Raw genomic sequence first — 20300 nt, 5'->3', positions numbered from 1 at the left:
ATCATGATTGAATTCGGTTCGACTTCTGCAATCCCCGTAACGATCCTTACCGGCTTTCTCGGAGCCGGTAAGACAACACTTTTGAACCGCATCCTGACCGGCAATCACGGGTTGCGGGTTGCGGTTCTTGTAAATGACTTTGGATCCATAAACGTCGATGCAGACTTGGTGGTCGGCCTCGAAGATGACGTCATGAGCCTCGCGAATGGCTGCGTTTGCTGCTCGATCCGAGATGACCTGATCGAAACGGTGGAAGCCGTTCTCGCCCGGCCCGAGAAACCGGAATACATCGTCCTTGAAGCAAGCGGAGTGTCGGATCCGTCATCAATTGCGATGACATTTACCGATCAGAAGTTTCGGGACATGATCCGCTTGGACAGCCTTATGTGTCTGGTTGATGCGGAACAGCTTTTTGCTGCGCCGGAACAAATGGAACTGAAGCTCCGTCAAATCGCGTTCTCAGATATGGTTATTTTGAACAAAGTCGATCTTGTCGACAGGGCCGCTGTTCAAAGGGTGCACGATTGGCTCGGGTCTCGCTTCCGTCGCTATCGTTTGGTCGAAGCTGTCAATGCGGACGTCCCACTGGATATACTTCTTTCAGTCGGTCGCTTTGCCGCCGAACAGCTACAAACAGAAATACCCGATCATCATGAACATGGCCCCGACTGCGGTTGCCGCCACGCTGATCATTCAGACAGCTTTTCAACAACTATGATGAAAGCTGAACACCCCATAAGCCTATCCTCTCTCCGCAGCGCTATTCGGAAGCTTCCCGGTGATGTCTATCGTCTCAAGGGTTTTGTCTTCAGTGAGGAGGATCCGGATCATCGCATTCTTGTTCAGGTCGTTGGAAAACGTATGGACATCGCACGGGATGGAACATGGGGTGACCGCAAACCCGAAACAAGGCTTGTCGCGATAGGCGCACCGGGGGCCCTCTCCGAGGATGTGCTGTCGGATACGCTTATGGAGACAGTCTGAAAGCCATGTTCGATCAAGTATTTTGGCTATAAGTCAACCGTGCTGGATAATTTCATCCAGTTCGGCGGCGGCGGACTGTGAGTGGGCCATTGACGTCATTGCCAACCTGGCGATCTCAAGTGCAAGCCACCCATGAGAAAACGGCCAGCTAAGAGGAGACCGCCTATGAACCTCAGGTTGCTACGCTGCTCCATACTTGCCGGGATTGGTGCCCTTTCTGGTACTGCGTGGGCAGAGTCCCAGGAAGAAGAACTAGCAAAGCAACTTGCTAACCCCGTGGCCGCTCTCATTAGTGTACCATTCCAGCTGAACTATGATCAGAATTTGGGTGCCGACAGAAATGGTTCGCATTGGATATTAAACGTACAACCGGTTGTTCCCTTTGATCTTTCGGATGATTGGAACCTCATATCCCGAACAATTCTTCCAATTGCGTCCATAGATGGTGGCCTGCCGGGTTCTGGATCCGAGACTGGGCTAGGAGATACTGTTCAAAGCTTATTCCTTTCGCCCAAAAAACCAAGTGCGGGCGGTTGGATCTGGGGGGCTGGCCCCGTTTTTCTGCTGCCAACGTCGACAGATAACAGCTTAGGTCTCGGAGAGTGGGGTGCTGGAGTTACCGGCGTGGCACTCAAACAGCAGGGTCAGTGGACATATGGTGGCCTGACAAATCACATCTGGGACATTGATGGTGATACCGACATCAACCAGACGTTCTTACAGCCATTTATTTCCTACACAAATTCGAACGCATGGACGTTCACATTAAACACTGAGTCCACCTACAACTGGGAAACCGATCAATGGTCTGTGCCAATCAACGGTGTTGTCACCAAAGTTACCCAATTCGGGGATCAACTTATCAGCGTAGGCGGGGGAGTACGCTACTGGGCCGACGGCCCAGATAGTGGACCTGACGGTTGGGGCGTAAGACTTGTAGCTACCTTGCTATTTCCCAAATAGTTGAGCCCTTCCTGAGAGAATACCGCTTACGGTTATCGCAGCGAGAACTTCTTTCAGGAATTTCTCTTAAGAAACAGGCAAACTTTCTGCCCGGCTTGCTTACTTTCGGACATTGAGACCAACCGAGACGGATTGGGAATTGGCGCAGCAAGCATCAATTGGACATTTAACCCGGTTCGAACCTGTCGATATCATAGCGTGCCTTTGGTTCGAGCGCGCAAGGCAACAAGCAATGGTGCGAAGATCGACACTTCGTACTTGAAACCTAACATTGGGGATCTTGAGGACATCTTGGCGCACTCAAAAACTCGAAGACCTTCTGAACTTCAAAGTTATGTGGAGAAACGGTTGGAAGGTCATATGGTATCGAGCTGGATGGATAGCCAGCCGATTGATCTGGCGAACCGTTCTACCGAGATGCTTCGGGCATGCGTTGAGTTTGGGGCTCATACCGCGTTTTCGAAGCTAAACGAAGACAACTGGGATCACGCCGCTAAGGTAGGTTACGAGTTCACATCGAGGGGCGAGAAGGGAATTCGAAACGGCCTGAGATACCTATTGAATAGCTCTGAAAAGAACCAATCGCAGTCCGGGCCGCAGGGAACATTCGGAGGGCTTTTTCACTGGGTCCAGGCCGAATGCGGTGTTAAGCACATCGGACCTTTCAAAGAGGTTTTTCGGGAGTTCATTTTGGACAACGTCCGAGTAGAGCTAGGTACGTTGCTATTTGGCTCAGTGGTAGATCAAGCGAGGGTTCACTCAGTAGCGTCGCTTGCCAGAAAGTATGCTCTGCATCCGAAAACGGTTAGGAGTGCTTTGACAAAGTCCGGACTGCTTCGCGGCCCAAACGACCACTTTTCAATGCGTCAAACCGCTCGCGTCTAGCAAGCTGAGAAATTAAAAAAAAAATTGGTCCGAGCTGTGCCTGTAGCTAAAATTCCGGATTACATCGAGTGCAAGAGGGCGCAGGCGCAGCAATAGTTGAAAGCAGGGATTCTGGAGCCGGTTGTAGATGATGAAAAGAAATTTAGCGGTCGCCACAAGCGCCGCTACAAACGACGCAACCGCCCCTCTCGTGACATTGCTGTGCAATGCACTGCCGGGCAGTGATACGAGATCATGTTCGGACGCCTGAAGGATTGGCGGCGTGTGGCAACCCGATATGACAGATGCCCAAAGGTATTCCTTTTGGCCATCGCTCTAGCAGCTACCGTGCTGTTCTGGCTGTAATTCAATGAGTCTGGAGCCTAGTTCGTGTGTGGGAGAGTGTGGAAACCAACGTTCTTATGACCGATTTGAACGTTCAGGGGTTTGGGATTGCAGTTTGCTGTCGCATTTGAGAATTAATCGTGCTTCACCTATGTTCGCTTACACTTGGCAGCTTTCGGTGATCTGATGCGATTTTTGAGATACACGGCGATGACAGCCTTTTTGGCCATTGCAAACAGCTCTTTTGCTCAACCCTCCAATAACGCACCATTTCTGACTACTGTTGAAGGCCTTCGAAACGGAAATGGAGTAATCATCGTAGCCGGCTTCAATAAAGCTGACGCATTTGAGGCAATGGACGTAACCAATGCGGCAGCGATGGCACAGATACCGGCGTCCGGCTCAAAGACCGCCTTCACGTTTCATTATTTACCCCTGGGAGACTACGCTTTTGCCGCTCTTTACGATGAGGACATGGATGGTGACCTGGACATGAAGGTCCAGGTCCCGACCGAGGGCCTGCCTCCAGAATTCAAGGATGTTTCTGTCTTAGCCGGTGGAACCGCTCAGTCGTCATTGCGGCTGAAATATTGGGATTAGAACAATGGGACGCCCTTCAAATCGCGATGAGCGCTATGGTCAGGTCATGGAGGCGTTTGTGCGCTGTGTCGCACGGATGGGCCTGGATAGTGCCACCTTGAGTGCGATTGCAAAAGAGGCGGGGTTGACCCGCCCACTGATCCGTCACCACCTTGGCAACCGGGATGAGATGATCGTGGCCTTGCAGGATTACGTGTTGGACCAGTTCAACAGTGCTGCGAACGAATTGGTTGCCGCATTGCCGGACTCAGAGCCCGCACATGCCTTGGTGAACTACCTATTCTCCGATCAGTCAGATTCGTCACCCGATCTGGTTCTGGCATTTGCGGCTCTTACGGCTCGGGCCAAAGAGGATGGTGAACTCAGAATAAACTGCCGGGCTTCGATCCTTGGATTTGAAGCGCAGGTTACTGAGGTTTTGCAGCGGAACTATCCCGGGGCTTCAGAGGTCAACACCCAGCGCGCAGCGCATGGCATAGTGGCGCTTTACTTCAATACGGCATCGCTTGCTGCCTTGGAGATGCCGGCAGATTGGGTGAACCAGTCGAAGGCGATGGCAATTTCGCTATGTGAAAATCTGGCAGACCCCGCATAAAACGCAGCCATTCCGCAAACTACATTGTGTTCGCCCTGCTGATGACCTCGATTCTCCTGGGCTATCAATTTCTTTGGGGTCTGTTGTTTCTATATTGGAGCGTCCTTGGCATATCGTCTGGACAAGCTTTCTTGTTGACCGATGTCTGCATGGCAACTGAGCCGGTCCTGTTCTGGTGTATCCAGATCGCCAGGGTTGTGCTGGGTTTTTTCATGCTGCCGGGCGACTTCTTTCCATCGGTGGCTTAACTTTTCCAGAAGAGGAATGCACCCAATGGCAAACATGCTTTACCCCACTCAATGATCTGCTGAATGACAGTTTCAATCGTATGATGTCAGCCGATCAGTCCGGAGATCCCTTCAGGGAAACCTACCTGCGCCTGACGCGAAACGCCCAGGCCCAGCACGAGACTTTCGCTGCCGCCACCAAGGGCATTGAGGCCCCGGGCAGGTTCCCTGAAACTGACCTCGCACAGCAACTCAAGATGGTGGCCGCACCATCGCCGCCTCTGATCGTCTCGGGCTGGAGCAGCAGACTTTTTTTGTGCGCTACATCGGCTGGGACCATCATGATGAGTTGCTTGAAACCCATGCCAGCATGCTTGCCGTGTTGTCCTAAGCTCTGGGCGCCTTCCAGTCCGCGCTCGAAGACATGGGGCTGGCGGACAGGGTTGTCACCTTTACCGGTTCCGATTTTGGCCGCACGCTCACATCGAATGGCAACGGATCGGACCACGGTTGGGGCGGCAATACCTTGGTGATGGGGGATCCCATTGTCGGTGGCCGAATTTTCGGTGACTACCCTGTCCTGGGGTTGGGCGATGACAACCCGCTGGATGTGAGTGACGGCGTGCTGATCCCAACGACTTCTACCGATCAGCTCTGTGCAGACCTTTCTCGTTGGTTTGGTGTTCAGGATGCGGCCCTAACTGAGATACTCCCCAATCTACGGCGTTTTGCGGCTCCGGGCGAACGACTTGGGTTGATTGGGTAACACCATACTTTCAAGCGGTGATCGCATGAAATGCCCCGCAATGATCGTGGCATTCGTTTGACCGCAGGCGGCCAAGTGTAAACACTTGAATGCTTGCTCGCTATTGGTTCTGAAGGCGTCGGCTCCCACGATCGAGACAACAACTTCGTCCAGATGCCATTCGTCATCGAGATTGCCATCCGACCGGGGATGGTTCGTTCTGGTGAACCCCCGTCCGAAGTTTCCGGCCCGGGCTGTATTATATATTGCGAAACGACGATGCTGTGCTCGGGAAGAAGATCTGAGCTCGAGAGCGGCCAAACCCTTTTCTTTATTAAGCAGCGTTTTCCTGCGGTGAATGCGTTTTTAAACCAGAGCTTCATTTGTCGAGCGGTCTACTTGACATGGGTCTGAAATCCATTACTTGTCACAAAAGACAACTTATTAGGAGGCGATGAGAATGGAACTCCTCAACACGTACATTAGCGACTTTCAGCTCAACTATTGGGAGACAATGATCGACGAGTGGTTTTTCGTCTTTGCAATAGGTTTCCTGATCTTTGAGCTTGTACGCTACGCCATAGGGAAAAAGCTTAGCTTCGAGATGGTTGGGGACACGGTCACCAACTTCATCACTCTTGGCTTTTTCATTGCGATTACCTTTGTGCTGATGGCCGGCTTTTATGTCGGAGCGTATGTCTGGGCGTCGCAATATGCTGTGTTCGACATTCCCACGACATGGGCGTCGTTCCTGATTGTGCTGGTTCTTGCGGACCTTGCCTATTACTGGGAACACCGAATCCTGCACCGGATCAATATTCTGTGGGCCACCCATTCGGTGCATCACAGTTCACCTTTCTTCAACATCTCGGTGGCTTACAGGCATGGTCCGCTGGATGGCTTCTGGCCCGTCTTCTTCCACCTGCCGTTGGTTCTTCTCGGCTTCAATCCCTTCGTTGTTTTGATTGCGGAACTTCTGGTGCAGCTCTACCAGACGGCGCTGCACACCGAGGTGGTTCGCAAGCTTTGGAAGCCCATTGAGTACATCATGAACACGCCGTCGCATCACCGTGTGCACCATGGGTCAAACCGCAAGTACCTGGACAAGAATTATGGCGGGATCTTCATCATCTGGGACCGTATGTTTGGCACATTCGAAGAGGAGAACGAGGAAGTCACCTATGGTCTGGTTACGCCCATCAATTCGGTGAATCCGTTTGTGGCGTTTTTTCACGGCTTTACCCGTGTCTTTCGCGATGCGTGGCGTATGCCGGGTTTCCGGAACAAGCTGGGGGTTCTGTTCCGTCCGCCCGGCTGGCAGCCCAAGAAACAAGACGCCAAAACTTCGAACCACTCTTAAGGCGAGGATCAAGCCATGCCGTCCAACTCAAAACGCATCTTCGGGGCTCTGGCCACAGCCGCCCTGTTTGTTGGCGGAGCCTGGGTCGCCTCAGGTTTTCGCACCGACATCGCCGTGACCTCGGCCTCTTCGACAGGAACGCCTTCCGACTATGGGCTGGTGATCAACCTGCGCGGCGCACGCAGTGACAAAGGTCAACTTGTTGTCATGGCCTTTGATAACGCTGCCGCCTTCGACATACTGGATTACAACGCAGCCGCTGGCTATATCGCGCTTCCGGCCAGCATGGAACCGCAACGCGTGGACTTCCCTGATCTGAATGCCGATTACTATAGCGTTGTGGCCTACCATGACGAAAATGGCGACTATGAGATGGGTTTTGACGAAAACTGGATGCCAACGGAAGGTTATGCTGTTTCGGGGATGAATGACCTCTATGATGATCTTGTGTTTGAATATTCACTGATCAGCCCGGGCATGCCGGTGGATTTGGTTTTCTTCTATTGGCCAGCGCAATCCTAGGGTCAGGACTCATAACCAATAAATGACGGTTGCGGCGAGGGCGATGGCGGAGAGGAAGACCTTCGGGCATCTGTCGTATCTGGTAGCCACACGCCTCCAATCCTTGAGCCTGCCGAACATGATCTCGATGCGGTTGCGGCGTTTGTAGCGGCGCTTGTCGTACTTCACCGGCTTCTTCCGCTGTTTCCTGCCAGGGATGCAGGCGCGTATCCCTTTGTCTTTAAAGGCTTCTCTGAACCAGTCGGCGTCGTAGCCACGGTCTCCGAGCAGCCAGTCGACATTCGGCAGACTGCTCAGCAATGCCCGTGCGCCGATGTAGTCGCTGACCTGACCGGCGGTGACGAACAGGTTGAGCGGCCGGCCCTGGCTATCGCAAATAGCGTGCAGCTTGGTATTCATGCCGCCTTTCGTCCGACCAATCAGGCGTGCACACCCCCCTTTTTGACGCCCATGCTGGTCGCTGTCCGGTGGGCTTTGAGATAAGTCGCGTCGATCATTACGGTCTTCTTCTCGCCGTGCTCGGCGGCGAGACCAGCCATCATCCGGGCAAAAACGCCCTTGTCGCTCCATCGCTTCCAGCGATTGTAGAGCGTCTTGTGAGGACCATAGACAGCGGGAGCATCGCGCCATCGCAAACCATTGCGGTTGATAAAGATTATCCCGCTCAACACACGCCGGTCATCGACACGCGGCTTACCGTGAGACTTGGGAAAGAAGGGCTCAAGACGCGCCATCTGCGCGTCGGTCAACCAGAAAAGATCAGACATGTTCACCGCTCGGTTGTCAGCCGTGAATCATGCCGCTCGCTGAAAATCAACGGGTCCTGACCCTAGGTTCTGGACAGCTGGTACCGTCAATTAGTTGAAGGCCGGAGCATCTGCGCTTCTTTCGAAAATGTCGGACGTCAGCGCCAATGGGACAGTTTAGGTCGATTTGATAAGAGAGGGTTTCTGGCACATCGTAACCACCAAGGAGCGGAGATGATATAGGTCAAAGCGTTTAGCATTTGATCCAGTGGATCAAATGTAGCGCATGACCGGAACGTGTAAGAGCCACGGCGAGAAGGTCGTCAAAGACATCCTCCGCGCCACCCGCAAGCAGTATTCAGCGGAAGAGAAGATCAAGGTCGCACTGGACGGCCTGAAGGGCGAGGACAGCATTGCAGAGCTGTGTCGCCGCGAGGGCATAGCGCAGAGCCTCTATTACAGTTGGTCCAAGGAGTTCCTGGAAGCCGGCAAGAAACGTCTGGCAGGCGACACGGCACGTGCTGCGACATCGACCGAGGTCAAAGGCCTGCGCTGTGAGGTCCGCGATCTGAAAGAAGTTGTGGCAGAACAGGACTTGGAACTGCGCCTGCTCAAAAAAAGCATGATCGCGCCCTCTCGGCAGCATCTTTTGGATGCGCTTGCTGGGCAGTGAATCAGGCGTCCACGCCCCCCTTTTTGACGCCCAAACTGGTCGTTGTGCGGTGCGCCTTCAGGTAGGTCGCGTCCACTGCCCGGCAGTCGAAACGCAGTTTCGATGAGAGGAGATCATCACGGCCTTATCTTCGCCATGCTTAGCGGCCAACCCGGCCATCATCCGGGCGAAGATGCCCTTGCCGCTCCACCGTTTCCAGTGGTTGTAGAGCGTTTCCCGGGCTTACGCGGCCCCACTGGGGCCACGGTCTCCTTCAACTGTGCGGGCCGTCTTCCTTCGGCGCATCGCGCCAGCGCAAACCATTGCGATTAATGAAGACTATTCCGCTCAACACCCGCTACCTGGGCGTCGGTCAGCCAAAACAGATCAGACATGTTCACCGCTCGTTCTTCGCCCGCGCACGTGAGGTTAACGGTTTGCCGCGCAAGATCGTCATCGACAAAAGTGGTGCCAATACAGTTGGCATCAAGGCGATCAACAAGATGCTCAAAAGCTTTGGTTGCCCGATCCTGATTGAGACGGTCAGGCTGAAATACCTCAACAACATCATTGAACAAGATCACCGCTTCATCAAACGAAGGATCAGACTCATGCTGGGGTTCAAATCACTCGTTTCAGCCGCATCTGTCCTGGCAGGCATAGAATTGGCAAACATGATCCGCAAAGGTCAATTTGCGCCCGGGCTTCGTCCGTTTCAGAAATTTATCCAGCTGGTGGGGTATTCGCCTCTCAAGTTTCGTCTATACAACTCTCAAAGAAATTTGCGACAGAACCCGCGCAAGTCCGGCGACCTTTCAGCCGGCCAGTTTCACCTTCCGCAAATAAGGCCGGATCTCTTCCCAACCTTGCGGGAACAGTTCCCTGGCGTTTTCATTCGGAATTGATGATGGAATGATCGCCGCACCACCAGGCACCCAATCGGCGGGCAGGGCCACGCATTTCGCGTCGCTGGTTTGCAGCGCATAGATCACACGCAGGACTTCTTCGAAGTAGCGCCCAACGTTGATGGGATAGGTCATGGTCAGGCGTAGCACCTCGTCGGGGTCGATGATGAACACCGACCGTACCGCGGCGGTTTCGGACTGCGCCGGGTGGATCATCTGATACAGTTTGGCGATCTTCAGATCAGGGTCGGCCACGATGAGAAAGGTCAGGTTCGTATGCTGGGTGTCGTTGACGACTTCGATCCAGCGCAGGTGTTCGGCGACGGTGTCGGTGCGCAGACCGATGGGTTTCACGCCACGCTCGGAAAATTCGTCGGCCAGCTGCGCAGTGCGGCCCATTTCAGTGGTGCAGACCGGAGTAAAGTCGGCGGGATGGCTGAAAAAAACGCCCAGTCGTCGCCGATCCAGTGTTGGAAGGAAAACGGGCCGGTCGTGGTGCCGGCCTGGAAATCGCGAACAACGTCCCCAAGAAGCAAGGTCATTGGTCTTCCTTTCGGTCTTTTGGGCTTTGTTTCATCGGTTCAGGTAGTTCCGTGCCGCATCCCGGTCAGTGACAAGATCGCCGAGCTTGCTAATAAGTTATATCTAGAATAGAGGTTTCGAAAAGAGAGGTACATGAAACTCACATCCTATTCCAATTTCGCTCTGCGTTCGTTGCAGTTGGCGGCGCTTAAGGCGCCGAACCGCATCCGCGTAGACGATGTCGTGCGCGTGCACGGGCTGGCCCGACCGCATATTGTGAAGATCGTGCACGAATTGGGCCGCGCCGGTTATCTGGAAACCACGCGGGGTCGGGGTGGTGGGTTCCGGCTGGCCAAACCGGCCGAGGACATCGTCATCGGCGATGTCATTCGCCTGACCGAAGGGCCACTGGACGTGGTCGAATGTTTCAATCCTGAAAAAAATACCTGTCCGCTGATCGGAATATGCAAGCTGTCACAGGCGATTCAAAAAGCGACCCGGGCGTTCATGGCGGTGCTCGATGATCTGACCCTCGCCGACATCGCCGCAAACCGGGGTGAGTTGCTAAACCGCATCGCGCCGATCGAGGAGGGCATCGTGGCACCCATGCGCAAGGCAAGATGACGAACACCGACTGGACCGAGCGTTTCCACGGCACCAGCCGCCTTCCCAAACCGGTACGGGAAAGGTTGCGGACAGCCGCCCGAATCCTGAGTTTCCCGAAGGGTGCCCAGGTATTCGGGCCCGACAATGTGCCCGACAGCCTGCTCTTTCTGTATCACGGCCGGGTCCGGGTCTCTCAAAGGTCGGATTCCGGGCGCGAGATTGTGTTGTATCGAGTCGAGGCCGGTGAAAGCTGTGTACTGACCACAGCCTGCATGTTGGCCGAAGAAGCTTATAATGCAGAAGGTATTGCCGAGACCGATGTCGTTGCCGTGGTTCTGCCGAAACTCTCGTTTGATCGTCTGGCCTCGGAAGAGGATGCCTTTCGCCAGTTTGTCTTCGAGGCCTATTCGCGCCGATTGATCGATCTGTTGCGGGTGGTGGATGATGTGGCCTTCGGGCATCTGGACGTGCGCTTGGCCGAGCGTCTTCTTGTCTTGGCCGAGGGGGGCGATGAAATCCGGGCCACCCATCAACAGCTTGCCAGCGAGCTGGGCACTGCGCGCGAAGTCATCACGCGGATTTTGCAGGATTTCCAAAAGCGCGAGATGATCAGCCAATCGCGCGGACGGATCACTTTGACCGACAAGCCTGCATTGGAAAGACAGGCTCAGGGCGTCTGAAAATTGCCAAAGGGTTGCGGGTTTCGTGACTTTGTCACTGAACTGGTGCTTTGAAAGTTATATTTGCATTTCAACTTTAGATTCGCGCCCAAGGTATCGAGGCCCTGAACAGAATTTCGGTTGCCGGCGGACCAAAACCCAGGAGACGGAAATGGATGACCGCAAAAACATCCCGAAGCTCGGCGGCATTGCCCTTGCGGCGCTTGCCGCTGCGGCGGTCGGTGCGCTCGGCACCTGTTTTCTGCGGCACGATGCACCCGGCCGCAAGGCTGGAAGGGCCGGCAGCCCGATGCGGCATCGCCACACAGCGGAAGGGCAAGGCCATGACGACGTGAACACGCCGGGATTGCGCGGCCGAAATGCGACGCCCGAGGAAATAGCCAAACTGGCAGCGATGTTCCGCAACTTCGATACCATCACGGGAAATGTCGAAAACCTGCCGGACGGCATCCGTACCGTCACCCGGTCACCGGATACCCGGGTCATGGCGGCCGTTCACGAAATGATGTTGAAGCGCGGCTGACAAAGGCTCGACTCGCGCCCAAGAGGAGGCACGAATATGAACGATCAGAAGTTTATTGACACGCACAACCAAAGGATGACAGACGCGATCGCGACGCCGATTGGCGCCTATCCTGTTGACCAAAGCGTCAAACCCGAGGTTCAGGGGTTCTATGACGAGGCGACGGCGACGATCAGCTATATCGTCAAGGACCCGACGTCGAACGCCTGCGCGATCATCGACAGCGTGATGGACATCGACTATGCGGCCGGCAGGATCACGTTCGACCATGCCGACCTGCTGATCGTCGAGATCGAAAAGCAGGGTCTGAAGCTGGAATGGATCATCGAAACGCATGCGCATGCGGATCATTTGTCGGCGGCGCCCTACATCCAGCAGAAGCTGGGCGGCATGATCGGCATCGGCGAGAACATCAAGATCGTGCAGGAGGTGTTCGGCAAGATCTTCAACGAAGGCACCGAGTTCCAGCGCGACGGCAGCCAGTTCGATGCGCTGTTCACCGATGGCATGACCTACAAGATCGGCAACATGACCGCCTTTGCCATGCACACGCCGGGCCACACGCCGGCCTGCATGGTGCATGTCATGGGCGATGTGGCTTTTGTGGGTGACACGCTGTTCATGCCCGATGGCGGCTCGGCCCGGGCCGATTTCCCGGGCGGGGATGCCGGCACGCTGTATGACTCGATCCAGAAGGTGCTGAGCCTGCCGGACGAGACGCGCCTGTTCATGTGTCACGACTATGGCCCCAACGGGCGGGACATCCGCTGGGAAACCACCGTGGCCGAGGAGAAGGCGCACAACATCCATGTGGGCGGCGGCAAGAGTCGGGACGAGTTCATCAAGATGCGCACCGAGCGTGACGCGACGCTGGCCATGCCGACACTGATCATCCCGTCGATCCAGGTCAACATCCGCGCGGGCGACGTCCCGACCGATCAGGATGGGAATCAGATGCTCAAAGTTCCCGTCAACAAACTCTGATCTGCGGAGGCACCATGGATATCAGGAAAATATCAGACGCACTGTCGGTCTCGCCGCAGATCACGCCGGACGACATGGCAACCGTCAAGGCGGCGGGGTTTCGGGCGATCATCTGCAACCGGCCCGATGGCGAAGGTGCCGATCAGCCCAGCTTTGACGAGATCGAGGCTGCGGCCCGGAAACATGGCCTTGAGGCGCGCTATGTCCCGGTACAGAGCGGGATGGTCAAGGATGATGACTCGCAGGCATTTGGCCGTACCCTGACCGAGTTGCCGGGCCCGGTTCTGGCCTATTGCCGGACGGGCACGCGCTCGGCCACGTTGTGGTCGCTGCACGAGGCAGCGCACAAGCGGCCCGTCTCCGAGATTCTGACGGCCACCAAGGTCGCCGGTTACGACATGAGCGGCGTCGCCCGCCGAATCGCCAATGGCGGCAAGACCCCGACCGACACGGGGGATGCGTCCTTTGACGTGGTGATTGTAGGCGGCGGCGCCGGGGGCATCGCCACCGCCGCCAGCCTGCATGCGCGCAAATCCGACTTGTCGATCGCCATCATCGACCCGTCCGACGTGCATTATTATCAACCCGGTTGGACCCTAGTGGGCGGCGGCGTATTCACGCCCGAACAGACGGCCAAGACGATGGGTTCGCTGATCCCGAGGGGAGTCAAATGGATCAAGGCCGCTGTGGCCGCGTTCGAGCCGCAGAACAACGCCGTGATTCTGGATGGTTGCCGGGTTGTCAAATACGACCGTCTGGTGGTGTCTCCGGGGCTCAAGCTGGACTGGGGCGCGGTTGAGGGGCTGGAGGAAACGCTGGGCCGTAACGGGGTGACCTCGAATTATCGCTATGACCTGGCGCCTTATACCTGGCAGTTGGTCGAAGGGCTGAAGGCGGGCCGCGCGCTGTTCACCCAACCGCCGATGCCGATCAAATGTGCCGGCGCGCCGCAGAAGGCGATGTATCTGTCGGGCGATGCGTGGGTCCGGCGCGGGGTTCTGAAGGATATCGACATCCAGTTCATGAACGCGGGCGGGGTGCTGTTCGGGGTAAAGGACTATGTCCCGGCGCTGATGGAGTACGTCAGGAAATACGACGCCACGCTGAATTTCTTTCACAATCTGGTTTCAGTGGACGGTCCCGCGAAAACGGCCACGTTCACGGTGGCCAAACCCGATGAGCAGCCCGAGCAGGTGACGGTCGAGTTCGACATGATGCATGTCTGCCCGCCGCAGGTGGCGCCGGACTTCATCCGGGTCTCGCCGCTGGCCGATGCGGCGGGTTGGGTCGATGTCGATCAGGCGACGCTGCGGCACAAGAGCTTTGACAACATCTGGTCTCTGGGCGACGTGATGAACGCCCCAAACGCGAAAACCGCGGCCGCCGCGCGCAAGCAGGCGCCGACCTTGGCCGACAACATCCTGGCCGATATCGAAGGGCGCTCGCCGGTGGCGGCCTATGACGGCTATGGCTCGTGCCCGCTGACGGTGGAGCGCGGCAAGATCGTGCTGGCCGAGTTCGGGTATGGCGGTGTTCTGAAACCCAGTTTCCCAAAATTCCTGATCGACGGCACCAGACCCAGCCGCGCGGCCTGGTTCCTCAAGGAAAAGCTGCTGCCACCGGTCTATTGGTCGGCAATGCTGAAGGGCAAGGAATGGATGGCCAAGCCCGAACCGTTGAAAGTCGCGGCTGAATAAGCCGCCCACCCCCGAAACCGACGCAAGTTCTGTCCTGTCTTCGCGCAAGTCAGGCCTTGATCTGGCGGTCAGAGCCATCTCGTGCTGACCGCCGCCTTTTCAGGACGAAACCCCATGCAGAGCCTTTATCGTTACCTTCCCATTCTCGACTGGGGCCGCCGGTATGATCGGGCGGCGCTGTCGAACGACCTGATCGCCGCAGTGATCGTCACGATCATGCTGATCCCGCAATCGCTGGCCTATGCGATGCTGGCGGGGCTGCTGCCCGAGACGGGGATCTATGCCTCTATCGTGCCGATCATCCTCTATGCGGTTTTTGGAACCAGTCGGGCGCTGGCGGTGGGGCCGGTGGCGGTGGTGTCGCTGCTGACGGCAAGCGCCGTGGGGCAGGTGGCCGAGCAGGGCACCGCCGGATATGCGGTGGCGGCGCTGACACTGGCCTTTCTGTCAGGCGGGTTCCTGGTGTTGCTGGGCGTGTTCCGGCTGGGCTTTCTGGCCAACTTCCTGTCGCATCCGGTAATTGCGGGCTTCATCACCGCATCGGGCATCCTGATCGCCACCAGCCAGCTCAAGCACATCCTGGGGGTCAGCGCGCATGGGCATACTCTGCCCGAGATGCTGGGATCGATCGTTGAGAATCTCGGCCAGACCAACGGGATCGCCCTGGTGATCGGCGTGCTGGCAACGGCCTTCCTGTTCTGGGTGCGCAAGAACCTCAAACCCGCGCTGCGACGCATCGGGGTGCCACCGCTGCTGGCGGATGTGCTGACCAAGGCCGGGCCAGTGGCGGCCGTTGTGGCAACCACCGTTGCGGTCTGGGCCTTCGGGCTGGACGCGCGGGGTGTCAAGATCGTCGGCGAGGTGCCTCAGAGCCTGCCGCCGCTGACCCTGCCGGGACTGTCTTCGGACCTGATCGGCGCGCTGCTTGTGCCCGCCATACTGATCTCGATCATCGGCTTCGTCGAAAGTATTTCGGTTGCGCAGACGCTGGCCGCCAAGAAACGCCAGCGTATTGACCCGGATCAGGAACTGATCGGCCTTGGGGCGGCCAATCTGGGCGCCGCGTTCTCCGGGGGATACCCCGTTACGGGGGGATTCGCACGATCGGTGGTCAATTTCGATGCGGGCGCCGAAACCCCTGCGGCCGGTGCCTTCACCGCCATCGGGTTGGCGATAGCCGCGCTGTTCCTGACCCCGCTGGTCTACTTCCTGCCCAAGGCAACGCTGGCCGCTACGATCATCGTGGCGGTGCTCAGCCTGGTGGATTTCTCGATCCTGAAAAAGACCTGGGGCTATTCGCGGGCCGATTTTGCCGCCGTGGCCGCCACCATCCTGCTGACCCTGCTGGCCGGGGTCGAGACCGGCGTGGCCAGCGGTGTGGCGATCTCGATCCTGCTGCATCTGTACAAGACCTCGCGCCCGCATGTGGCCGAGCTGGGGCTGGTGCCGGGCACCCAGCACTTCCGCAACATCCTGCGCCACAAGGTCGAGACCGACCCCACGCTGGTCACGCTGAGGGTGGATGAAAGCCTGTACTTTGTGAACGCCCGCTTCCTCGAGGATCTGATCCAGTCGCGCGTGACCGAAGGCTGCGAGATCTGCAACGTGGTTCTGATGTTCTCGGCGGTGAACGAGGTCGACTTTTCGGCGCTGGAAAGCCTCGAGGCGATCAATGACCGCCTGCGCGACATGGGCGTCGGTCTGCATCTGAGCGAGGTCAAAGGCCCGGTCATGGACAGGCTGAAACAGTCCCACTTCCTCGACGACCTGAACGGCAAGGTCTTTCTGTCACAGTATGACGCGTGGAAATCCCTGACCGACCGCGAACCGGTGCGCGCGGCGGAATAACCCTGTCAGATCAGTTCTTCATGGGCCTTGCGCGCGATGGTTTCGATGACCTGGCGACCGGAGCGGCCCACCATGGAATATTCCCACCGCCCATCCTGCCAGAACACGATGCCCAAATCCCCGTCGCGCCGGTATTGAAACGAGGTTCGAGCTGGGTCCGTGGTCAGATTGGCAAACAGGCTGAGGCGGTCGCCGGATTCGTTTTCGTACAGGAAGAAGGCCGCCGGGCCTTGGCCCAGTGGCAGCAGCCGACCTCCGATCAGCCGGTAGCCGGTCTCTCCCAGTTCCGGCGCGATCACCGGCGCGCCCAGCCGGTTGCTGAGCCAGGTTTGCAGATGCTCGCGCTCATCGGCGAACACCTCGACCGGGTGCAGAACCTCGGGTGAATAAAGGGCGTGTGCCGCTGCCGCCTGAATTGGTGCCTGCGCCATCAATTTCTCGGGCTTGACAGAATCCCGCGACAGGAGCAGACCACTGCCCAGACCCAAGGCAAAGATCGCCACCGCTGCGGCCAGCCGCCCTAATACACCGTGACTGGTGCCCTCGCGCGCCCTGTGCATCAGCCGGTCCAGTTGCGCGGGATCGGGCTGCGGCACCGAGATGCGCATTATTCCCGCCTGCCGGATCATTGCCGCCAGCCGCGCACGGTCGGCGGGATGTGCGGCAAGGTGCCGGTCCAGACGGTCCTGCTGAGATGGCGTCAACTGGCCGTCGACTGCGGCCTGAATCAGAGTGTCCATGTTCGGTTCGGTCGTCATGTCATGCTCCGCAATCGTGATTTGCCCGCCTGTTCTTCCGGGGCTTGCAGCCGTGTCCGGGCCCGGGACAACCGAGACATGACGGTGCCCTGCGGGACGCCCAGCAATCGGGCGGTCTCGGCATAGGTCAACCCCGCGATGGTGACCGCCAGCAGAACAAGTTTCTGATCCTCCGGCAAGGCGTCGATCCGACGCCACAGCCAGCGCAGTTCCAATCGCTCTTCGGCGGTCGCCCCGGGCGAGACCAGTTGATCCAACGCCCGAGGATCGGTTTCGGGACGATTCGCAGCGCGCCGCCGGTCATTGCGAAAACAATTAAGCAGGATTTTCATCGCCCAGGGCTAAACCGGGTGGCCCGGCCATCTGAGCCCCTTTTTTCGGATCGCGCGCAAGACCGCATCCTGCACCAGATCGTCGGCCAGGTCGCGATTCCGGGTCAGTGAAAACGCAAATCGCCACAGATCGGGCAAGGCGTCTTCGAGTTGCTGGTCGAATGTCCGTGTCATCGTCTAAGCCAAAGGCGGCCCGGTCGGACCGCCCCCTGGCGCCGCAATCAGGGCCGCGCGGTATGCCACACGCCCTTAACGCCGTCGCCGGTCATTTCTCCGGGTTGCTTGTCCTTGATCCACAGATACAGCGGTTGGCCCTTGTAGGCGACCTGCATTGTTCCATCGTCGCGCTGGATCAACGAATAGTTCTTGGGCAGTTCGGTTCCCGCGGCTGCGGTCAGCGGCGGCCAGTTCACTGCGCATTGATCATAGCAGTAGGACTTGCCCGTTTCGTCTTTGTCGAACGTATAAAGAGTCATCTTGTTGGCATCCATCAAAATAGTCTGATCGCACAGTTTCCCGGTCAGGACCGGGGCGTCGCCAGCTGCGGCGGCGGTTGCAAGGGCGCATGCCATCAGGGTGGATGCGGTCAGCGCAAAAGAAGTGCGGGTCATTCGGGTGTTCCTCCGTGTCGGGCGTCTGCATCATCGCAGACATGACACTTACACGCAGGCGATCGGGTTTATTCCCCCGGGCTTGAATTTTATTCGCGCCCGGCAGGGTCATGCGTGCCGCGCCAAATGCCGGTTGATTGGACAAAGACATCGGGAAGTGGATGTCGCGTCGCTGCGGAGCGATCGGAACATCGTTGATGCCGCGCCCGGATCGCCCAGCAACATTGCGACAGCAGGACCGGTGATATACCGGCCAAAGTTGGCGACTCTCACGCCGGTCACCGGAAGATCGGAGAACGGCTTGCGCGTGGTTCCTCCGTGAAGTTGTTGCACCCGGATGCCTACAGGATTTATTGACCGGCCAGCATCCAGCCTGCGGCCTTTTCTGCAATCATGATCGTGGGCGAATTGGTGTTTCCACTGGTGATCTCTGGCATGATCGAGGCATCAACGACGCGCAGCCCAATCACCCCCTTCATGCGCAAATGCGAATCGAGAACGGCGGTTTCATCATCCTCTCGGCCCATCTTGATCGTACCAACCGGGTGAAAGATCGTGCTGGCGATGTCGCCTGCCAAACGGGCCAGTTCCTCGTCGGTTTGATACTGAATGCCCGGCTTGAACTCTTCCGGCTCGTAAGCTTCCATCGCGGGCTGAGACATGATTTCGCGTACCTGCCGCAAGCTTTGAGCGGCAACCCTGCGATCTTCGTCTGTGTCGAGATAATTGGGGGTAATCTGGGGCGGCTGACGGAAATCCGAAGACGCGATGCGGACATGCCCGCGGCTGGTCGGATTCAGATTGCAGACGCTGACGGTGATGGCGGGGAAATCATGCAGGTCTTCGCCAAACGCCTCAAGGCTCAGCGGCTGGACGTGGTATTCGAGGTTGGCGTGTGGTCTTGCCGGATCAGACCGGGTGAAAGCCCCCAACTGGCTGGGCGACATGCTCATCGGGCCAGAGCGCTTCAGCACATATTCCAGTCCGATCTTGGCCTTGCCTATCAGCGAATTGGCCAGGGTGTTCAGCGTCTTGGTGCCCTTGACCTTGTAGACCGCGCGAATTTGCAGGTGATCCTGTAGGTTCTCGCCCACACAGGGCGCATCCATAACGACATCAATTCCGTGCTTTTTCAGAAGCGCCGCCGGGCCGATCCCCGACAGTTGCAGGATTTGCGGCGAGTTCACGGCGCCCGCAGACAAAACCACCTCCTTTGAGACCTCGACCGCAACGGGCTGTCCTTTGTGGCAGACAACTGCCCCGGAACAATGTAACCGACCGGTCTCGCCTGTTTCGAAAGTCAGTTTCTCAACCTGCGCCTCGGTCCAGATCGTCAGGTTCGGGCGCGACTTGGCAGGACGCAGAAATGCCTTGGAGGTATTCCAACGCCAGCCAGAACGCTGGTTGACGTCGAAATAGCCAACCCCGGCATTGTCGCCGGTGTTGAAATCATCGGTCTTGGGGATGCCGTATTCGACCGCGGCTTCAGCAAAACTGTCCAGAACATCCCAGCGCAGTCGCTGTTTTTCCACCCGCCATTCGCCGCCATGCCCGTGCAGATCGGAAAACCGGCTGTTGTCGCCGGTGCGCGGATCGGCGCCGTCATCCAACCGGTAGTGGTTCTCATGAGCCTTGAAGTCGGCCAGCGCGTTTTCCCAGTTCCATGCCTCTTCACCGGTGAGCTTGGCCCAGTTGTCATAGTCACGGGCCTGGCCCCGCATATAGATCATCCCGTTGATTGAGGAACACCCGCCCAGCGCTTTCCCGCGCGGGTAAAGCAGGCTGCGCCCGTTCAGCCCCTTAGCGGGTTCGGTTTTGTACATCCAGTCTGCGCGCGGGTTGCCGATGCAATAGAGATAGCCAACCGGAATGTGTATCCAAGGATAGGTATCGGGCTTGCCCGCCTCAAGCAGCAAAACCCGGTTCCCTGGATCGGTGCTCAGCCTGTTGGCCATCAGGCACCCGGCCGAACCGCCGCCAATCACAATATAGTCGTACCTGTTTGCGCCATCAGACATCTTTGTCTTCCACCTGTTCTGTCTTTTCGTTGCCAGTTGTGCGCCAGAGGGAACAAGGTATGCTGTTCTCTTGCAGGCTGCACGATTATGCGGCACGTTTTCTCCGCCACAAGCCAACGATGTGGTTCACGCCCCCTCCCGGAACGCTGGTTTTACCGATCTCTGCGGGAGCGGCAGGCAAAAAGCTAATGACAATTTGCACAATACCATATT

Annotated in this window: 19 protein-coding genes and 5 pseudogenes; 16 read left to right on the top strand and 8 right to left on the bottom strand. The window is 57.4% G+C overall.

Annotated features, from left to right (window positions below; translation table 11 throughout):
* Positions 1-3: 3 nt before the first annotated feature.
* The 8 genes and pseudogenes from I9185_RS10270 to I9185_RS10235 all read left to right on the top strand — a co-directional run bounded on the left by I9185_RS10270 (position 4) and on the right by I9185_RS10235 (position 7205).
* A complete protein-coding gene (locus tag I9185_RS10270) occupies positions 4-984 on the top strand; it encodes a GTP-binding protein (RefSeq protein WP_171723854.1) in 981 nt (326 codons plus the stop codon).
* 165 nt (positions 985-1149) lie between these two features.
* Positions 1150-1947, top strand: coding sequence for a transporter (locus I9185_RS20430; protein ID WP_171723853.1), 798 nt, complete (start codon positions 1150-1152; stop codon positions 1945-1947).
* A gap of 1113 nt (positions 1948-3060) precedes the next feature.
* Positions 3061-3177: pseudogene (locus I9185_RS10260) on the top strand (IS5/IS1182 family transposase); the annotation flags it as partial.
* A 189-nt stretch (positions 3178-3366) separates the two neighbouring features.
* Positions 3367-3756 (top strand): DUF2141 domain-containing protein, encoded by a 390-nt coding sequence (locus I9185_RS10255; RefSeq protein WP_210092988.1) that lies wholly within the window; start codon positions 3367-3369, stop codon positions 3754-3756.
* 4 nt (positions 3757-3760) lie between these two features.
* A complete protein-coding gene (locus I9185_RS10250; protein WP_210092987.1) occupies positions 3761-4351 on the top strand; it encodes a TetR/AcrR family transcriptional regulator in 591 nt (196 codons plus the stop codon).
* Between the two features lie 621 nt (positions 4352-4972).
* On the top strand, positions 4973-5344 hold the full coding sequence (locus tag I9185_RS10245) for a DUF1501 domain-containing protein (RefSeq protein WP_280922540.1): 372 nt from the start codon (positions 4973-4975) through the stop codon (positions 5342-5344).
* 439 nt (positions 5345-5783) lie between these two features.
* Positions 5784-6683, top strand: a complete 900-nt coding sequence (locus I9185_RS10240) for a sterol desaturase family protein (protein WP_171638351.1) — start codon at positions 5784-5786, stop codon at positions 6681-6683.
* Positions 6684-6698: 15 nt separating this feature from the next.
* The gene (locus I9185_RS10235; RefSeq protein WP_210092985.1) at positions 6699-7205 is read left to right on the top strand and encodes a DUF2141 domain-containing protein; all 507 of its coding nucleotides are present in this window, start codon (positions 6699-6701) and stop codon (positions 7203-7205) included.
* Positions 7206-7214: 9 nt separating this feature from the next.
* Here I9185_RS10235 and I9185_RS10230 read toward each other — a convergent pair.
* Positions 7215-7972 (bottom strand): IS5 family transposase gene (locus I9185_RS10230; RefSeq protein ID WP_210092984.1). Its coding sequence is split into 2 segments (ribosomal slippage): positions 7215-7636 and positions 7636-7972, totalling 759 coding nucleotides; the frame shifts between segments, so codons are not numbered across the junction.
* Between the two features lie 265 nt (positions 7973-8237).
* Between I9185_RS10230 and I9185_RS10225 the strand changes: the two are divergent.
* Positions 8238-8570: pseudogene (locus tag I9185_RS10225) on the top strand (transposase); the annotation flags it as partial.
* Positions 8571-8637: 67 nt separating this feature from the next.
* Here I9185_RS10225 and I9185_RS10220 read toward each other — a convergent pair.
* Positions 8638-8998 (bottom strand): annotated as a pseudogene (locus I9185_RS10220) (transposase); the annotation flags it as partial.
* 12 nt (positions 8999-9010) lie between these two features.
* On the opposite strand from I9185_RS10220, the pseudogene I9185_RS10215 reads away from it, so the two are divergent.
* A pseudogene (locus I9185_RS10215) lies at positions 9011-9328 on the top strand (DDE-type integrase/transposase/recombinase); the annotation flags it as partial.
* 90 nt (positions 9329-9418) lie between these two features.
* Here the strand turns inward: I9185_RS10215 and I9185_RS10210 are convergent.
* Positions 9419-10050, bottom strand: a pseudogene (locus tag I9185_RS10210) (peroxiredoxin).
* A gap of 133 nt (positions 10051-10183) precedes the next feature.
* Between I9185_RS10210 and I9185_RS10205 the strand changes: the two are divergent.
* The 6 genes from I9185_RS10205 to sulP all read left to right on the top strand — a co-directional run bounded on the left by I9185_RS10205 (position 10184) and on the right by sulP (position 16368).
* Complete coding sequence (locus I9185_RS10205; protein WP_171638354.1) at positions 10184-10654, top strand: Rrf2 family transcriptional regulator; 471 nt, start codon at positions 10184-10186, stop codon at positions 10652-10654.
* Positions 10651-11316, top strand: coding sequence for a Crp/Fnr family transcriptional regulator (locus tag I9185_RS10200; RefSeq protein WP_210092983.1), 666 nt, complete (start codon positions 10651-10653; stop codon positions 11314-11316). The genes I9185_RS10205 and I9185_RS10200 overlap by 4 nt, the downstream gene beginning before the upstream one ends.
* 151 nt (positions 11317-11467) lie before the next feature.
* A complete protein-coding gene (locus tag I9185_RS10195) occupies positions 11468-11839 on the top strand; it encodes a hypothetical protein (protein WP_210092982.1) in 372 nt (123 codons plus the stop codon).
* A 75-nt stretch (positions 11840-11914) separates the two neighbouring features.
* Positions 11915-12823, top strand: coding sequence for an MBL fold metallo-hydrolase (locus tag I9185_RS10190; protein ID WP_210093090.1), 909 nt, complete (start codon positions 11915-11917; stop codon positions 12821-12823).
* Positions 12824-12837: 14 nt separating this feature from the next.
* Positions 12838-14520: a bifunctional protein tyrosine phosphatase family protein/NAD(P)/FAD-dependent oxidoreductase gene (locus I9185_RS10185; RefSeq protein WP_210092981.1), complete on the top strand. Its 1683-nt coding sequence runs from the start codon at positions 12838-12840 to the stop codon at positions 14518-14520.
* Between the two features lie 114 nt (positions 14521-14634).
* Positions 14635-16368, top strand: coding sequence for a sulfate permease (gene sulP, locus I9185_RS10180; RefSeq protein WP_210092980.1), 1734 nt, complete (start codon positions 14635-14637; stop codon positions 16366-16368).
* A 5-nt stretch (positions 16369-16373) separates the two neighbouring features.
* On the opposite strand, the gene I9185_RS10175 is transcribed toward sulP, so the two are convergent.
* The 5 genes from I9185_RS10175 to I9185_RS10155 all read right to left on the bottom strand — a co-directional run bounded on the left by I9185_RS10175 (position 16374) and on the right by I9185_RS10155 (position 20087).
* Positions 16374-17126 (bottom strand): anti-sigma factor, encoded by a 753-nt coding sequence (locus I9185_RS10175; protein WP_171723845.1) that lies wholly within the window; start codon positions 17124-17126, stop codon positions 16374-16376.
* A complete protein-coding gene (locus tag I9185_RS10170; RefSeq protein ID WP_210092979.1) occupies positions 17123-17458 on the bottom strand; it encodes an RNA polymerase sigma factor in 336 nt (111 codons plus the stop codon). Before I9185_RS10170 ends, I9185_RS10175 begins: the two co-directional genes overlap by 4 nt.
* A gap of 9 nt (positions 17459-17467) precedes the next feature.
* Complete coding sequence (locus tag I9185_RS10165) at positions 17468-17632, bottom strand: sigma factor (protein WP_210092978.1); 165 nt, start codon at positions 17630-17632, stop codon at positions 17468-17470.
* 47 nt (positions 17633-17679) lie between these two features.
* Entirely contained in the window at positions 17680-18069 is a 390-nt protein-coding gene (locus I9185_RS10160) for a hypothetical protein (RefSeq protein WP_210092977.1), read from the bottom strand.
* 350 nt (positions 18070-18419) lie between these two features.
* Complete coding sequence (locus tag I9185_RS10155) at positions 18420-20087, bottom strand: GMC family oxidoreductase N-terminal domain-containing protein (protein WP_210092976.1); 1668 nt, start codon at positions 20085-20087, stop codon at positions 18420-18422.
* Positions 20088-20300: the final 213 nt, after the last annotated feature.

The organism is Ruegeria sp. HKCCSP346 (assembly GCF_017872595.1).
Lineage (GTDB): Bacteria > Pseudomonadota > Alphaproteobacteria > Rhodobacterales > Rhodobacteraceae > Ruegeria.
Note: the sequence above shows the minus strand (reverse complement) of the source record. Positions and strands in the feature narration are given on the sequence as shown.

Bases quoted from the DNA above. Each gene is read 5' to 3' on its own strand.
- I9185_RS10195 (WP_210092982.1), top strand. From the start codon at position 11,468: ATGGATGACCGCAAAAACATCCCGAAGCTCGGCGGCATTGCCCTTGCG.
- I9185_RS10270 (WP_171723854.1), top strand. From the start codon at position 4: ATGATTGAATTCGGTTCGACTTCTGCAATCCCCGTAACGATCCTTACC.
- I9185_RS10200 (WP_210092983.1), top strand. From the start codon at position 10,651: ATGACGAACACCGACTGGACCGAGCGTTTCCACGGCACCAGCCGCCTT.
- I9185_RS10205 (WP_171638354.1), top strand. From the start codon at position 10,184: ATGAAACTCACATCCTATTCCAATTTCGCTCTGCGTTCGTTGCAGTTG.
- I9185_RS10255 (WP_210092988.1), top strand. From the start codon at position 3,367: ATGACAGCCTTTTTGGCCATTGCAAACAGCTCTTTTGCTCAACCCTCC.
- I9185_RS10155 (WP_210092976.1), bottom strand. From the start codon at position 20,087: ATGTCTGATGGCGCAAACAGGTACGACTATATTGTGATTGGCGGCGGT.
- I9185_RS20430 (WP_171723853.1), top strand. From the start codon at position 1,150: ATGAACCTCAGGTTGCTACGCTGCTCCATACTTGCCGGGATTGGTGCC.
- I9185_RS10250 (WP_210092987.1), top strand. From the start codon at position 3,761: ATGGGACGCCCTTCAAATCGCGATGAGCGCTATGGTCAGGTCATGGAG.
- I9185_RS10160 (WP_210092977.1), bottom strand. From the start codon at position 18,069: ATGACCCGCACTTCTTTTGCGCTGACCGCATCCACCCTGATGGCATGC.
- I9185_RS10190 (WP_210093090.1), top strand. From the start codon at position 11,915: ATGACAGACGCGATCGCGACGCCGATTGGCGCCTATCCTGTTGACCAA.
- I9185_RS10175 (WP_171723845.1), bottom strand. From the start codon at position 17,126: ATGACGACCGAACCGAACATGGACACTCTGATTCAGGCCGCAGTCGAC.
- I9185_RS10235 (WP_210092985.1), top strand. From the start codon at position 6,699: ATGCCGTCCAACTCAAAACGCATCTTCGGGGCTCTGGCCACAGCCGCC.
- sulP (WP_210092980.1), top strand. From the start codon at position 14,635: ATGCAGAGCCTTTATCGTTACCTTCCCATTCTCGACTGGGGCCGCCGG.
- I9185_RS10240 (WP_171638351.1), top strand. From the start codon at position 5,784: ATGGAACTCCTCAACACGTACATTAGCGACTTTCAGCTCAACTATTGG.
- I9185_RS10170 (WP_210092979.1), bottom strand. From the start codon at position 17,458: ATGAAAATCCTGCTTAATTGTTTTCGCAATGACCGGCGGCGCGCTGCG.
- I9185_RS10165 (WP_210092978.1), bottom strand. From the start codon at position 17,632: ATGACACGGACATTCGACCAGCAACTCGAAGACGCCTTGCCCGATCTG.
- I9185_RS10185 (WP_210092981.1), top strand. From the start codon at position 12,838: ATGGATATCAGGAAAATATCAGACGCACTGTCGGTCTCGCCGCAGATC.